This window comes from Snodgrassella sp. M0351 (assembly GCF_016100575.1).
GTDB classification, from domain to species: domain Bacteria; phylum Pseudomonadota; class Gammaproteobacteria; order Burkholderiales; family Neisseriaceae; genus Snodgrassella; species Snodgrassella alvi.
The window spans coordinates 47,163-63,530 of the sequence record NZ_JACFSG010000002.1 but is presented as its reverse complement, the minus strand read 5'-3'; the positions used below and the strand labels follow the sequence as shown (position 1 = coordinate 63,530).

The window sequence follows — 16,368 nt, the reverse complement described above, 5'->3', positions numbered from 1 at the left end:
GTTAATTTATCTTTATAAAATAGAGAAACAAGACTACTTATGAAGTCTGGATATAAAAAGATTGTGCTTATCGTGGTGCTGCTGTGGCAAGTGTTGCTGCTTGCCGGCTGTGACCATGATTTAAGCAAAGAGCCGGAGAAAAAAGTCGTTGAGCAAGTACCACAACCATTCCGTAATCAGGATAGCCGCGGGCGGTATGACACCATTGGCAAACTCGGTACTTACTCTATCAGCATCCCTGCTGGCGTAATTGATGGCTGGGCACGATATATGGGCGATCCGGGCGATTTTGCTGATCCGAAAATCAAAGCCAGATACCAGCGGCCACCTAAAACCTATGATTTACCAATTGAATCATTTGGCTTTCTGTATCGTATTACCGATGGCGATGTCTATACCTCTTTCCGGAAAACAGAAGAGGATTATCGCCACGATAATGAAACCTTAATCCCGTATGGCAAACCTTTCCCTTGGGCAAGTGTAAGTGTCTATGGTCAATATGATGCTACTGCGCCGTTGAATTTTAACTTCACAGTTCAGAATGAATTCAAATTGGCGAAAGAAATCACCCATTTTGACTATATCCAGCAGGAACAACCGCTGTATGGTCTAACTGTATATCGGGCAAATAATGGTATTGATCCGGAAACCGGAGAACCGTGGAAATCGGATGGCAATGCCAAGGATATTTTGCTCAAAAAAGATCAGGCCGGCAATATTAAAACCTATATCAAGTGTGAATTTACCCAACATAAAAATTTTTGTAGTCATATGTTTTATAACGATAACTGGCATATCCAAGTATGGATTAGTTATAACCGTAGTTATCTGCCGCAGTGGCAGGAAATGGAGGGCAATATTATCAAAATACTGGATAGCTGGCGCGTAGGCCGGGAAGGCAAACTGCTGGGCAAACAGATTGGTAAGGCCTAGTTTTTAATAGTGGTACAACTTGTTGATTATCTTAGGGAGAAGAGCATGTTAGAAGCACAAAAAAAGCAAAAACTGAATTCAGCTATGCCTAATCCCGATATTATTTCAGGCACAGAGAATATATTCCAATTTAAATTACTGATTTAACAATATTAATATAGATCAAGGTAATGAATTTTATTCGAGTAAATAATTATTTAACCATGAAATTCATTTACAGTATTACTTCGCTATGAAATTATTAATTTAAAAATCCTAGAATTTGTTGACAACTTATCATTTTAAAAAATATACTTCATAAAATACATGTATTTCATGAAGTAATTGAATAAATTTTTAGAAATTAATTTTTATAGGAGGCACTCATGTTAAAAAAATTATTTATTTCCTAAAGTAAGAATAAAAAACAAAATAGATTAATTAAAAGTTTAGAGTATCTTGTACATGGATACGTGTATGAAAGTGAGCGTGGACAATGTAAATTAGGATCAAGTAAACTCATAGACCACCAAGATATCCCCTTACACGTGTAAGGAAGAAAGATTGATATCAATTAAATGAAAGAAGAACACAGAAAACATTAAAAAATTTGTAGATATTCTAAAAAATTTTTGAATATATTAAAAATAAATAATTTATTTTTAATACATACATTATTTTATTTATGCAAATGTGATAAAATTTTACAAGGAGTTATCAATGCTGTTAGTAAAAAATAAACTTCAGGCTATTGAAAATATTGAAAAATTTCAGTCAGAATTAAATAAAAAAAATAAAAAAAATAAATTAGTTGCTACTTTAGGGCAATTTTCAAAATGGTTTGCCTTTAAAAGTGAATCTGGTCAATGGATATTTGGACCAAGTAAATTTATAGGCTACCAAGGAATCTCTTTAGAAGAGTATGAAAAAAAAGATGAATATCAATTAGATGGAAGAAAAACGGATGATATATTGAAACAGTGGAAAAGTACTCCGACGAAAGAGGAATTAGAAGAATTAACAGATAATATCAATAGTTTTTTAGACATTTATGGAAAACACTTGAAAAAAAATGCTGCTATATATCTTTTAAATAAGTCTCAACAAGAAGAATTAGAACAGAGCAAAGCTTTTATCACTATATTAAAAACTTGGGATAAGCGAATACAGAAAAAGGTTATTCAAGACATACAAACATATAGTGACCACTATTTAAAGTGATCGAAAAAGTATAGGCGAACACTAATACAATAGCACTTATACTTAATAATCTTGAATTAGCATTTGTGAATCTAAATAAGATAGATATAAATTAATTTAACCAATAATTTATTTAAACTACTAATGTATAATTCTTTTATAAAACTCAAATACTAATACTGATCAGAGTACACCGATAAAAAATAATTAAACGTGTTGCAAGTTTATAAATATCTTATTGAATAAATGGAGAGGACTAATGATCTGAAAAAAGATAAGCTACAATGAACTATCACAAACCGATGCAATGCTCAGGGAGCCGGCATGACCCTGTTTCTACCCTTGATTTACCTGCTCTGTGGTCTGATCGCCGGCAAATTAACCCGGGATACAAAACCTGTTTTGTCTCTGCTACTGACAAAATTTATTATCCCTGTCGTAATTATCTATAATATAGCGACCAATTTCAGCAATATGGGCGCGGTATTAATTACCACTATTGTCGTTATGAGCATAATGCTGCTTACCGGTAAATTTCTCCGGATCAATCCGGTAAGCACCCTGTGCTTCAGCTATCTGAATATTGGCTGGCTCGGTCTTCCCGTAGCAGCCTCGCTCTTTGGTAATCAGGCTGCCGCAATATTTATATCTGCTTATATCGGCAGTTCTATTGTCGGTAACTCACTTGGGGCATGGCTGCTTACCGGCATCCGGTTCAATATCAGAAAACTGATTCAGATGCCTCCGGTCATTGCCCTTATTATTGGCTGCTTACTGTTACCACTGGGTAAACAAATCCGCGAGCTGGATATAATTTATTCCCTCGCCAAATTTCTGATGAGCTTTCTTGGCATGGCTATTCTTGGTATGTGGCTGGCTAAAAGCAGAATTACACTGACCGACATCAGAAACACCATTCAGACCTTCCTGAAAAAAGCTGCGGCTTATTTCTGCATCCTCTCCGCCCTGCTTGGCCTTGCCTGTCTGTGCCGGCTGAACCTTATTCTGGAAAATAGTGCTGCACTTTACTTATTTTGCCTGCTTCCTCCGGCAGCCAATATTATTGTTCTTGAAACCCACTATCTGGGTACCGGTTACTCCGTTAAACCTATTTCCTGTGGTACTTGTATCAGCATTATAGCTATCGGTATCTATGCTATAGGTATTATGGCAATAAAATTAACTAATTAGTTTGAAATTGTTCAACCAACATACTTTCAGCCATTTCTTTTAGTAATTCGATAATATTTCTCTTGTTTATTATCTACACAGAAATCCTGTATTAAACCTTGTTCTTTTAGTGCTAACAACAGACGACTATAATCTTCACAACATTTAATCTTTGGCGTACCACGATTCCATATTTTATTAAATTCGTCTAATTGCATACTCTTTAATGCCTGCCTTCGCTCTGATACATGCATATATTTATAGGGTAAAGCCTGAATAAATAAATCAATTTTTTTATTCTCTCCTAGCTTTTCAGAAATAAACAATTTATTCAAAAGATTATCTGCAATATCTGTTTTTTGTTTTATTACAATCAATTCACAATTTTTAATTGACTGTTCTACGATAAGACTCTGAATATCTTCATCATGTTTATCATAGTCTTTGATTAAATTCACTAAATCATCTTTATTAAAGTTATACTCCAGTACATATGCCATTATCTTAGATGAAAAAGAATATTTAATAACCGAAACTGGTTCGTTAGTATAGTTCAACAAGTTAATTGCATCATCATCACTAAGTTTTAATCCAAGAAGCTGCAGTGCTTCCCCAAAATTAAACAATTCGGTTTCTTCAGATATTAAATTAAGATAGTCTGCAATATGTGTCTGTAGATATTTTAAAGCAATTTCTCCATCGCAATGAGCTCTTATAAATTTCAATGCCTGTGGGCTTCTCTCAATTGAAACAAAATCAATATTATTATTTACCTGTTTGACAATAAGATTCTGAATATCAGCTTCATAACTCTGATAATTATTAATCAGCCCAGTTAAATCATTAGTATCAAAATTATACTCCAGAACATATACCATTACTGCCGGTGAAAAATTTTGCTCACAAATAGATACCGGGTTATCAGTACATTTCAGTAACCTGATAGCACTATCGTCATCAACTGGTTTATTAATCAGGCTTAATGCTTCTTCATAATCAAATAATTCATTATCTTCTTCTATTAAATCAAGATAATCTGTGAGATTTTTTTGGATAAAATATAAAATCGCTTCATTATCATAATTCAATTTAATAAAATCCAGAGTAGATTTACTTTTTTCTTTATATTTATCATAGTTTAAAAAAGTTATTTTATTATCGACTAAAATTTTAAACTTATTTATAGCTATATTTTCAATATCAAATTCTTCATAATGAAAACCTAAAGTTGATAATATTTCTTTGTATTTATAATTAGTTATTTTTTGATTAATGATTATTACATCAAAGAATTCATCTCTTACCTCCTCATCTTCATCTTTAAAATCTAATCGTGTTTCATTACTATTAATAAATTCAATCAAATTTTCATCTACAGATTCATCCGTTTCTTTGATATGCTGGAAATAACAAAGAATATTTTCTTCGTTATAAGCAAGTTTACCCGGACACAATAATTTTTGCCAAAACTCAGTATTCTCAACCTTATCTAAGCTGGTAATAGGGGTTTGTAAATATTTTATATACTCCAGCTTATGCTCCTGAGAAATATCGTCATGATTTAACAAATACAGCACTTCAGTTTCGTTATCAGATATTTTCTGTTTACAATTGGCCAAGATCAGATGCAGGTAAACATCTATATTTTGGGCAATATAAGCTGCCAATGGAGAATCAGGTTTATTTTGAACACAGCTATAATTTCTATGAATAATATCCTGCTCATCTACAATAGAATATTGTGTAGATAACATTAATTTAATATTAGCAAAATTCAGCTTGTATAATGAGTTATTATAAACTTCATTGAACAAGTCTTTATTTGCAGTTTCATATTTGATTTGTGCAAATTTAATTTTAAGAAATAAAAATTGTTTTACTAATTGTTCTACATTAGGCTCTGCTATATTTAAATAATCACTACTTAATTCAATATAATTACAAAGACAATTATCATACTTATTAATTTTTTTAATAACTTCCTGAGGTAAGCAATATAAAGTTTTTAAAGAAAAATCTTTTAATACATGATTTAGAACTAATGTACTTTTCAATGCAATCTTAAAAAATTCTGGTAAATATTCATTTATTAATTCTACGAATTTTTGCAAATTTTCTTCACTTTTTTCTTCACTTGATATGGACCAGAATACATTAATAAATTTTATATTTTCTACCACCGAGAATTGACATAAGATAGCTTTTAATTTTTCTGCATAGTTTTCTGATTCAGTTAATAGATAATTAACTAAATCAACATTCAATATCTCTGGCTTTGAAAAATAATCTATCTGATGCTGAAGTTTCCCAATAACCAATTCAGGATTATTCAGTTTATATTCATACTCTTTCTTGATTTCATCCATAATACTACGCAAATAAGTTTTATCAGCTATAGTTAAACTATTAGGATAAAAATAAGTCATATAATCAGCATAAGTTTCATCAATATAGCCATTACGAATTAAATATTTTAATAATGCAAAATACGGACTATCTTTAATGTCTTCAAAGTTATTTTCTTTACCTATATCATTAGTATATTTAGCATATTCATTAAAAAATTTATTTATATCTAAAAAATCACCATGAATATAATCTTTCAGTTTCTCAGATTTAAATGAAAATTCTCTATTCTGATAGTTTGTAATTTCCATTTGCAATAATTTTATTTTGTCTTTATAGAATTTATTTATTTCCTTTTCTTTTTGCTTTTTTTCCTCTTCTATATTTACATCATTTTCATCATCAGTATTAATATTTTGCAAATCTGAATATAGTTTTTTAATCTCGTTTTTACATGTTTTTCTTATATCTTGAATATTTTTTTCAAGCTTACTCACTCTGGCTTGAATAACTATAAGTTTATTATTCAATAATAAATAAACATATCCCTGATTAATTTGCAAGTAAGAAAAATCTAATGGAAATAAATTTTTATATACAATCAATGCAAACATTTTATTAGCATTTAGCTCAGTATTATTTATATTTGAATAATACATATGAAACTCATTACAGATATTTTTTAGTAATCTCATATCATCAATATATAACGATATCCCTTCTAAAAATCCCTTCTCTATTTTATTTCCATCTATTTTATTTCCATCTATATAGGTTTTTAAAAATGTTATTAGTTGATCATAGGAATTTGAACCATCAACTACAGGAACTACTGGAATAATGAAATCAAAAAATTTTGTTCTGTCTTTGGTGCAAAATATATCATCACGTAACAAATAGAAAAACCTTAATATTTTTGTTTCCTTTTTTTGATACTGTTTTAATTGATTATTCGTTAGCTTATTGATTTCCCGTAATCATTCAAAAATACGCACATTATCAAACCGGTCAATATCCTCAAAAACAATTACATCTACATCAGCATTAGCAAAAAGATAAACAACCTCATTTAAATACTTATCAAAAAAAGAATCACTGGACTCTGTAACAATTTCTATTTCATTGCCCTGAAATTTCAGTTTTCTGAATATATTTTTATACTTCTGAATCTTAATAATATAGTAAAGAAATATTGCAAACAGCCCCATACTCCAGATAGCACTGCTCAGAAGAAATATCTTAGTAGTCAACCCAAGTAATAAATCTTTTAAGCCACTATACTCCAGGGACAAAACAAATTCTTTCCATGTTGCAGAAAATATAATATCCAGCATAAAGAGCAAGAAAATAATACTGCTTACTGTAATTGCCAATAAATCTCTTTTACTAGTAATTCTTTTAACAGCAAAATTGCTTTGTGGTATTTGTTCTGCCGAAATCTGATGAATCAGCTGATTCAGAATTTTAGCTTCGAGGATTGATAATTCATTATTTTCATTTTTGGAATTTGCTTCTTTGTTCAAAACTTCAGATAAATGATTATTTTCTGTACGAAAATGAGCCAGTGATATATGCAGAAATTTTCTAACTGGTTTTCTATTCGTATTTGTAGTTTGAAGATATTTTTCATATGATTCAATCAAACTACTTTTACCTGAACCATATGCACCTGAAATTGCAATATTTCTAACATCGTCATGTTGAAAAACATAATCAAAAGCTCTTTTACTTTCCTTTAAATCAACCTCGGTGTAGGGTGTTAATTTTTGATACTTATATTCTGCTTCTTCATTTTGTTCTGGCGATGACTTTGACTCATTACTTTTATTTTTATATTTAGCCTTGGACAACCATCCATATATCTTTTTACACCATAATTTATGCTTAACGTCAGACATATTGAATTATTTATACAGTTATACATTAATTTACATTTTAACAATTTAATACTGAAAATCAATATACTAAAAGATTATTTTTTACATATAATCTATTTTGACAAAGAATCAATTCCGATATATCTCCAGATAAACTACGAAATTTTAAATTTAATATATATATCAGCTATCGATTCTAATTCGAAAATTACTAAAAAGTAATTATGTCAAACTGCATAAATATATTCACTTTCATAGACACAAGTTTCTTGCACGGAATACTTCAACAGTATTTCCGTTTATATTATCCCTAAGACAGCTGATGGTTATACCGGTTAATAATAACCGTATCTATTCTAATTCAATACTATAAACTGACTACCATCAACCCAGTATTCTCAATGTTTTAATTATCTGTATTCTAATTATCATTATTCAGGGGATGATCGAACAACCATGAATTAATCAGAGCTAATGGTTCTCTAATAAGAGAAATATAGTTCCTGTAATTTCTGAAACTTAAAGGTGCAGATAATCCGGATACATCTTTTACTCCTGATCTTTTAGCTAACATAATAGAACGCAATAAATGAAAATCATTGGTAACTACCACGGTTTTACCTAACCGCAACACTTTATTCGCATAAACAAACTGCTGAGCAGTACGTGTTGATTTATCTTCAAGATAAACCCTTGAGGCATCAATCCCGTTATCAATTAAATAACCAGCCATAACGCTTGCTTCTGTTGCCGGCTCGCCTTCTCCTTGTCCTCCGCAAACAACTACTTTGGTATTAGGGTTATTTTTCAAATAAACCAGAGCTTTATCTAAACGCCCTTTTAAAACAGGATGAGGTACTGCAGGATTACCCATTACCTGAGCACCTAAGATAACCATAGTATCAGCATTGTCTGCTGCTTTTTGCCGGGCGTAGAGATGAATAATGACATTACAGATAATAAAATAAGCTAAAACAATTATTACAAACCAATGAACCAATTTATAAATATTCATAATGCTTTTATTCATAACTATCCGTAAAATAATTGTTAATCAGTTCTATAAATTGAAAACAAATAACGCTATAACGTAAAATATGCCAGGAACTATAGCAACTAATCAGCATTTTATCCACAATAACAGCTACGATTTTATTAGTCATAGTTTTGCAATGAATATCCAAACATAATTCCTGTCTCCTGCTATTAATTGATAACCGCTGATAAAACTACCATGATTATTCAAGAGACAGCTTTTGCTTCAATTGCGCTGCGCAATCTCTGGCCATCTGTTTAAACTCATCAGCTTCAGCTTTTAAAAATAGTTTATCTGTAAATTGTTCAAATTCTTCCAAATTACCTATCAGACTCCCATTGTAAACAAGTTTTATTTCTCCCTGTAAATAAACTGTAAAAATAAAGGCTTTTATTGAATGGCATTTTTTATAAACTATATTTTTTATTTTTTTTATATCCAGTTCAATTGAGCCAAACATTAAATCTTCCGGCAATACACTGATTTTAGTATTCCTGATAGATAACTGCCTTTTTACAAATAAATTTTTTGGTAATTGCTTAATATTAGTGTCTTGCAAGTATAAATCGCCATTTAATTTTAAATTGTCTGGCAATTTTTTAATTGAGGAAGAACTCAGCCAGAGATCTCCTTCTACTTTTAAATCAGAAGGTAATGTTTTAACTCTGGTATTACTCAAAAACAACTCATTTTTTACAAATAAATTTTTTGGAAGCTTCTTAATCTTCGTTCTGAATAAATCTAAAGTTCCATTCACATTTAAATTATCCGGAATTTTTTTAATCTTTGTATTATGTAAGTCTAAATCACCGCCAATATGTAAATTTTTCGGTAATTTTTTTAGTTTTGAAGAACTTAAATTAAGATTACCGGCAACTTTTAAATTCTCAGGCAATGTTTCGATTCTGGTACAGCTCAGATCAAGATATCCGCCAACAGTCAAATTATCCGGCAACTTTTTTATAGGGACATAACGTAAAGTCAGATCACCTTTTAATTCAAGATTATCCGGTAGCTGTTTTATTTCGGTATAACTCAGATATAAACTGTTTTTTACTTCTATATTGGCAGGCAGTTGTTTTATCTTGGCACCATCTAAACCCAGACTTGTGCATTGTACATTTGAATGCTTTAATAATTTTTTGACTTTAATAGCGCGCAATCCCAGATATCCGTTTACAATCAGATTATCCGGCAACTTTTTGATTTTTGTAAAACCCAAATCCAAATAATCGTTAACAGTTAAATTATCTGGTAACTTTCTAATTTTAGAGCCTCCTAAAGCAATGCCACCAGTTACTGTTAAATCTTTTGGTATTTTTTGTATTCTGGTACCGTATAAATCCAACTTACCCCCAACCTTTAAATTTCCAGGTAACTTTTTAATTCGGGTATCACTTAAATCTAAATCACCCATAATGTCAAAATTATCTGGCAATTTTTTTACTTTGGTTCCGCATAAATTTAAATTGCCGCTTACAGATAAATTTTCAGGTAGTTTTTTAATTCTGGTACGGGCAATGTTCAGATCACCCTGTATATTAAGATTATCCGGCAATCTGTCAATTTTCGTATCTGACAAATTTAAAGAGCCAGCTACATCGAATCTTTCCGGTATATAGCAAAAATGCGAATCACTCAAATCCAAATTTCCTTTTACTTTCAGATTATCAGGTAAGGATTTAACAGGTGTTTGTTCTAAATTCAAATCTCCATTTACTGTTAAATTATCTGGTAATGATGCAATTCTGGTACGTAATAAATCTATAGAGCCTTTTACATTTAAATTTTTTGGCCACGCTTTAATCTTAGTTGCGCGCGCACATAAATCACCATTTACAGTTAAATTATCCGGCAATTTTTTTATTGTTGTTAATCGCAAATTGAGATCACCGTTAATAATAAGATTATCCGGTAAATGTTTGATTCTTACTTCAGCCAGATTAAGAGATTCCAATATTGTGATTGAATTATCCCCAATACTGTATTTAATCTGTTGTGTATTTAAATATGTGATAAATTGTTCCATAACTTATTTCTCTGTGTCTTCAGCTTAAGCCACTTAAAACAAATCAATCGGATGAAATTGAATTAAAAACAGTACAAAATATGTTTATGCTATTTTTAATAAATTACTGCCGGCCAAATATATCTGAGTCACGTACTGGCAAATTCAGCATTTTTTGCAGCTGCCAGCCAGTACTTTGTACATTAAGTTAATTAATTCTGATTTTTTTCTGCAATTCCTCTACGCAATCTCTGGCTGCCTGTTTAAGCTTACCTGCCTGCGGGTCAAGAAATCTCTGGTTAACAAATCGCTCATATTCTTTCAGATTACCAATCAGGGATTTATTCTGAAAAATTTTATATTCACCATTCAAATAAGCTGCAAAGATAGTTTTTCTTTCAGATGTACAATTTTTCCGGTAAGCAATATTTTTAATCTTTTTAAGATCAAGACTTAACCATTTAAGCTCAAGATTTTCCGGCAGATATCTGATTTGAGTTTTTCTCAGGTCGATGCCTTCTTCAAGTTTCAGATTTTCGGGTAATTTTTTAATTTTGGTATCATTTAACAGCAGTTTTTTACCGACCTGCAAATTTTTGGGTAACTTTTTAATTTTGCTGCTACACAATACGAGATTCTCCCAAACATGGAGATTATCAGGCAAGCGAGAAATTTTTGTTATGTTAATATATAAATTTTTTATCTCAGTAAAATTCGAGGGTAGCTTTTTTACTGGTGTACAGGCTAAATTTATTCCATTCGCTATATTAAAATGACTGGAAATTTTTTTAATTTTGGTACCCGATAAGTTTAGCTCACCTCCCACTGAAAGATTTTTAGGTAATTGTTTAATTGACGTCCCTTCAATAGATAATTGTCCGCCAACAGTCAGCTTTGCAGGCAATTTTTTGATTTTTGCGTCCTCCAGATTCAGATTTTCATTTACAGTCAGCTTTGCAGGCAGTTTTTTGATTTTTGCTTCCAATAAATCCAGATTCCCTTTTACAGTCAGCTCTGCAGGAAATTTTTTGATTTTACAGCTATTCAGGTCCAGACTGGATTGTATTTTTAAATTCTCTGGTACTTTCTTAATTTTATTACAACTTAGATCCAGACTAATGCAAGTAGCTTTAAAATTTTTAAGTAACTGATTGATTGTACTGCACTCTCTCAATGCTAAACATCCATTGACTCTTAGATTAGCAGGTAATTTTTTGATTTTTGTTCCAGACAAATCCAGATTACCGTTCACCGTTAGATTATCCGGTAATTTTCTGATTTTCGTATAGCGTAAATCCAGATCAGCTTTTACCTGTACATCCTTTGGAAATTTCTTAATTTTGGAGGAAGCCAGAATCAGACTACCATCTACTTTCAGATTTTCAGGTAACTTTGTGATATCAGTACGACCCAAATTAAGACTACCCTTGATAGTAAACTTTTCCGGTAGTCGGGTAATTCTGGTTGAAGAAATATCTAAATCTCCGGCAACTGCCAAAGTTTCCGGTAATTCCAGTATATAGGTATTTTGTAAAGATAAATTGCCGTTTATTGTCAGACTTTCTGGTAGCGACTGCACATAGCTGAAGGATAAATCTAATGCACCGCCTATTATAAGCTTTTCCGGCAACGTAATTATTTTGGTATAAGAGGCGTTTAGTTCTCCATGAACCACCAGATTGTCCGGTAATATACTGATTTCTGTACCGGATAGATTCAGATTCCCATAGACAATCAGATTATCCGGTAAATTTCTGATTTTTGTTTCAGAAATATCCAGATTGCCTTTAATAATTAAATTATCAGGCAGTGATTTTAGACAGGGTTGATAAAAGCACAGATTATCCAGTACCCGGATAACATCATTCTCAACCTTATATTTAATGTTTTTTTGATTTAATATTTCGATAAATTTTTTCATTGATTTAGTATGTTAGCATACTGGTAAAAATTAAGGGAAGGTAACTTAGTTGCATACATTTCCAGAAAGCTGGTATTAATATCATGCAGTTTCAGTATATATTTTCAGTATAAATATCTATTTCTAATTAAAAAGTTACAAAGCTGAATAAGTACTTTGACTTTATCCGGTCTGGTTTTATTGTCAGCCAGTATTCAATATATTAAGTTTTATGAGTACTGAGTTTTTTCTGCAATTGCTCTACGCAATCCCTGGCTGCCTGTTTAAGCTTACTTGCCTGCGGATCAATAAATCTCTGGTTAACAAATTGCTCATACTCTTGCAGGGTACCAACCAAGTATTCATTCTGAAAAATTTTATATTCACCATTCAAATAAGCTGCAAAAATGGTTTTTCTTTTAGCTTTACAATTTTTCCGGTAAGCAATATTTTTAATCTTTTTAAGATCAAGGCTTAACCATTTGAGCTCCAGATTTTCGGGCAAATATCTGATTGAAGTTTTTTTCAGGTTTATACCATGATCAAGTTTCAGGTTATTCGGTAGCTTTTTAATCCGGGTATTATTTAACAGCAATGTATTACCAACCTGTAATTTTTTAGGTAATTTTTTAATCCGGCTATTTCTCAGATCCAGATAATCCTCAACATTGAGCTTATCTGGCAAACGGTTAATTTTAGTTTCCTCTATTGCCAGTTTTTTTATCTTGGTAAGATTCTGAGGTAATTTTTTTACTTTAGTCAAAGTTAAGTCCAGCCCATTGACTACATTAACATGACTGGAAATTTTTTTAACCGGGCAACCCCATAAATACAGCTCACCTCCTACTGAAAGTTTTTTAGGTAGTTTTTTAATCGGTACCAGCAAAAGAGATAAATCGCCACCAACATGCAAACTTTCAGGCAATTTTTTTATTTTTGCGTCATCCAGGTTCAAATTTCCGTTTATATTCATTTTTTTGGGAAATTTTTTGATTTTGCAATCATTCAAATACAGATTGGATTGTATTTTTAAATTCTCTGGTATTTTTTTGATTTTATTAAAGCACAAATCCAGACTAGTGCATATAGCCCTAAAATTTTTAAGTAATTGATTGATTTTTCGACAGCTTTCCAGACATAAACATCCGTTGACTCTTAGATTAGCAGGTAATTTTTTAATTTTTGTTCCTGATAAATCCAGATCACCGTTCACCGTCAGATTATCCGGTAATTTTCTGATTTCTGTAAAACGTAAGTTTAAATTATTTTTTACCTGAATATTCTTTGGTAATTTCTTAATTTTGGAGGCAGCCAGAATCAGGCTACCATCTACTTTCAGATTTTCAGGTAACTTTGTGATACGGGTATTACTCAAATCAAGATCATCGGTTATATGCAGATTAGCAGGCAGAGTATTGATACCGCTTTTTTCCAAACAAAGACTGCCTTTTATCGTAAATTTTTCCGGTAATCGGGTTATTCTGGTTGAAGAGGCATCCAGGTTTCCGGCAACAACCAAATTCTCCGGTAATTCCAGTATATAACTATTCTGTAAATACAAATTACCATTTATTGTCAGATTTTCTGGTAGCGACTGAATATAGCTATAGGATAAATCCAGCGCACCACCAACAATTAGCGTTTCTGGTAAAACTTGTATTTTAGTACGAGAGGCGATAAGTTTGCCCTGAACCACCAAATTTTCCGGTAATACTCTGATTTGTGTACCGGATATATTCAGATCCCCGCGAAAAATCATATTTTCCGGCAGTTTACTGATTTTAGTATGGGAGATATCCAAATTACCGCAGACAATCAGGTTATCCGGTAACTGGCTGATTTTTGTTTGGGAGATATCCAGATCACCTTCAATAATTAAATTATCCGGCAGTGATTTAAGTGGATTTTGATAAAAGCACAGATTATCCGGTACGCGGATAATGTCATTTTCAACTGTATAATTAATATTTTTTTGGTTTAATATTTCGATAAAATTTTTCATTAATTTAGTATGTTAATCATACTGGTAAGGTTTATTGACCATAACTGTAAATATTCAGATTCAATTTATTTAGATCAGCATTAACTGATAAATAATTGAAATTAACATTATATACAGTTTCAGTATACATTGTTTTAATGATTTTTTCAGCACATATGTTTTTTAATAAAAATTAATAAAACGAATACAAATATTCTGACCGGAACCAGAGCTGTTTTTGTGGTTAAAATAAAAGTAATAAAAAATTAAATAAGACTATATTATAAAATTAATCATCTCCAGTAGGGTAAGTAATTTACTAATATATTAATTTATCAGCCCAATCAAACTGTAACCTGAATCGTAATATTCATTAAATTTTGATGAAATACCCATATATTTACTTTATTTGTATTAATATGCAGCTATATTAGCGTTGTTTCGAGTTTTCTTTATTGATGATTTTTTTGTATTGCTCAAATTCTTGCATTAAATGTTCTTTTGGCATTGTCATCAATCTTTTCATATGATCTATTTCCTTCATACATGCTTGTGCTAAGTCTTGATTTTCAAGTATGAGTTGATCACGAAATTCTTTATCCGAATTTTTATAAAATACAGGAATTTGTCTCAAGCTATAGTCAAAGGATTCTTTTTTTCGCTGCTTTGTTTTTTCAAAGAAGTTCAAATTTTCTTGTGATATATAAGTTTTATTAGAAAATATTGTAAACTCTTTATTATTTGATTCAGACCTTTTATATGAGTGTAAAATATATCTTCTAGGTTGATTATCTTTTTCAAAAACTATTCGATAATCAAATTCACAACCTTTTTTATCCACATGAGAACCATATTTTTGGTCAATATATACCATATCCCCTTTTTGCTTAACCCATTTTCCACGTCGCCCGTCGTAATAACCCTTTTTTGAATACTTTGAAAGTTGTCCCTTAAGTTGTAAAACTTCAAATGTTTTGCCTTTAACATAAGAACCATATATATCTTCAGCATCAGACCAACTTAATTTTGAGTCAGGAATAACTATATGTTCATATTTTTGCCCATCCATGGAGATAGTCATTTCATCAAATAAATCACCTTTTTCTTCATTATTTAATACTTTCTTTTTAATTGGTTTATCATTTGAAAACCAAACACTGGTATTTAAGGCAATATTTCTGGCTAAATAGTCTTTTTTAGTTAACTCTGTTCTACCATAATTAGAAGTAAGGTCAAAAAACTTATCGGTTTTTATTTCAAGATTTAATGGTTCCACGTTCATAAATCTATTTACAGAACCTTTCAATTTATTGATATCGATTTGATTTTTAAAAATCGGTAAATAAGAATCTGATCCGTCCCAAAAAGAACCAAATTTATGACTTTCTGATAATTGAAAATCTGGATAATGAAGATAAATACCTTTAAGAACATATTTTTGCTTGTTATTCTTAGTAGGTTTAGGAATATCAAAGTTTATAATTTGATTATCTTTATCAACTTTTAAATTTGTCGCAAATGCATATTGATTTATTTTGTTATACACAATCTCTATATCATCAATTCCCAAAATATCCCTTAATGATAAAAATGGTGGTGCGCTAATTTGTTCCTTTTTTTTGATGATGGAGCCTGTTTTATCAATTATAGGCTCATAATTTGCTATTATTTTAATATTCTTTTTCGGAAAATTTTGTTTAATATCTTCATTTTCTGCATGAGTTAAATAAGGATTATAAAAATCATCAATTTGTAAACTGACATGTAAAGATTCCTTGGCGTCAGAACTATTTATTAACTGGACCTTATCTATACTTACCCTTTTGTAGTGTTTAGCACAAGAACTTAGAGAAAAAGCCAGCAGCAACGAGGTTATTAAAAATATTATTTTTTTTATATACATCTGCATAATTAAATACCCCATATTATTAAGTAGAT

The 16,368-nt window shown here is 30.8% G+C and carries 8 protein-coding genes and 1 pseudogene; 3 read left to right on the top strand and 6 right to left on the bottom strand.

Annotated elements, in window-relative coordinates; all coding sequences use genetic code 11:
- Nucleotides 1-39 precede the first annotated feature (39 nt).
- The 3 genes from H3V01_RS07985 (at nucleotide 40) to H3V01_RS07975 (ending at nucleotide 3,303) form a co-directional block, all read left to right on the top strand.
- Nucleotides 40-933 carry a hypothetical protein gene (locus H3V01_RS07985; protein WP_084561248.1) on the top strand — a complete coding sequence of 298 codons (894 nt, stop codon included), beginning with the start codon at nucleotides 40-42 and terminating at the stop codon, nucleotides 931-933.
- A gap of 699 nt (nucleotides 934-1,632) precedes the next feature.
- Nucleotides 1,633-2,133: a hypothetical protein gene (locus H3V01_RS07980; RefSeq protein WP_078475220.1), complete on the top strand. Its 501-nt coding sequence runs from the start codon at nucleotides 1,633-1,635 to the stop codon at nucleotides 2,131-2,133.
- A gap of 303 nt (nucleotides 2,134-2,436) precedes the next feature.
- The gene (locus H3V01_RS07975; protein ID WP_198186495.1) at nucleotides 2,437-3,303 is read left to right on the top strand and encodes a permease; all 867 of its coding nucleotides are present in this window, start codon (nucleotides 2,437-2,439) and stop codon (nucleotides 3,301-3,303) included.
- Between the two features lie 26 nt (nucleotides 3,304-3,329).
- Here H3V01_RS07975 and H3V01_RS07970 read toward each other — a convergent pair.
- The 6 genes and pseudogenes from H3V01_RS07970 to H3V01_RS07940 all read right to left on the bottom strand — a co-directional run bounded on the left by H3V01_RS07970 (nucleotide 3,330) and on the right by H3V01_RS07940 (nucleotide 16,339).
- Nucleotides 3,330-7,526, bottom strand: a pseudogene (locus H3V01_RS07970) (YobI family P-loop NTPase).
- Between the two features lie 400 nt (nucleotides 7,527-7,926).
- Entirely contained in the window at nucleotides 7,927-8,535 is a 609-nt protein-coding gene (locus H3V01_RS07960) for a YdcF family protein (protein ID WP_144235857.1), read from the bottom strand.
- A gap of 208 nt (nucleotides 8,536-8,743) precedes the next feature.
- Nucleotides 8,744-10,570, bottom strand: coding sequence for a hypothetical protein (locus H3V01_RS07955; RefSeq protein WP_198186492.1), 1,827 nt, complete (start codon nucleotides 10,568-10,570; stop codon nucleotides 8,744-8,746).
- 187 nt (nucleotides 10,571-10,757) lie between these two features.
- On the bottom strand, nucleotides 10,758-12,470 hold the full coding sequence (locus H3V01_RS07950; protein WP_198186491.1) for a hypothetical protein: 1,713 nt from the start codon (nucleotides 12,468-12,470) through the stop codon (nucleotides 10,758-10,760).
- Nucleotides 12,471-12,672: 202 nt separating this feature from the next.
- Nucleotides 12,673-14,451: a hypothetical protein gene (locus tag H3V01_RS07945; protein WP_198186490.1), complete on the bottom strand. Its 1,779-nt coding sequence runs from the start codon at nucleotides 14,449-14,451 to the stop codon at nucleotides 12,673-12,675.
- Between the two features lie 409 nt (nucleotides 14,452-14,860).
- Nucleotides 14,861-16,339, bottom strand: coding sequence for a hypothetical protein (locus H3V01_RS07940; protein ID WP_198186489.1), 1,479 nt, complete (start codon nucleotides 16,337-16,339; stop codon nucleotides 14,861-14,863).
- Nucleotides 16,340-16,368: the final 29 nt, after the last annotated feature.

Bases quoted from the DNA above. Each gene is read 5' to 3' on its own strand.
- H3V01_RS07985 (WP_084561248.1), top strand. From the start codon at position 40: ATGAAGTCTGGATATAAAAAGATTGTGCTTATCGTGGTGCTGCTGTGG.
- H3V01_RS07980 (WP_078475220.1), top strand. From the start codon at position 1,633: ATGCTGTTAGTAAAAAATAAACTTCAGGCTATTGAAAATATTGAAAAA.
- H3V01_RS07975 (WP_198186495.1), top strand. From the start codon at position 2,437: ATGACCCTGTTTCTACCCTTGATTTACCTGCTCTGTGGTCTGATCGCC.
- H3V01_RS07960 (WP_144235857.1), bottom strand. From the start codon at position 8,535: ATGAATAAAAGCATTATGAATATTTATAAATTGGTTCATTGGTTTGTA.
- H3V01_RS07955 (WP_198186492.1), bottom strand. From the start codon at position 10,570: ATGGAACAATTTATCACATATTTAAATACACAACAGATTAAATACAGT.
- H3V01_RS07950 (WP_198186491.1), bottom strand. From the start codon at position 12,470: ATGAAAAAATTTATCGAAATATTAAATCAAAAAAACATTAAATATAAG.
- H3V01_RS07945 (WP_198186490.1), bottom strand. From the start codon at position 14,451: ATGAAAAATTTTATCGAAATATTAAACCAAAAAAATATTAATTATACA.
- H3V01_RS07940 (WP_198186489.1), bottom strand. From the start codon at position 16,339: ATGCAGATGTATATAAAAAAAATAATATTTTTAATAACCTCGTTGCTG.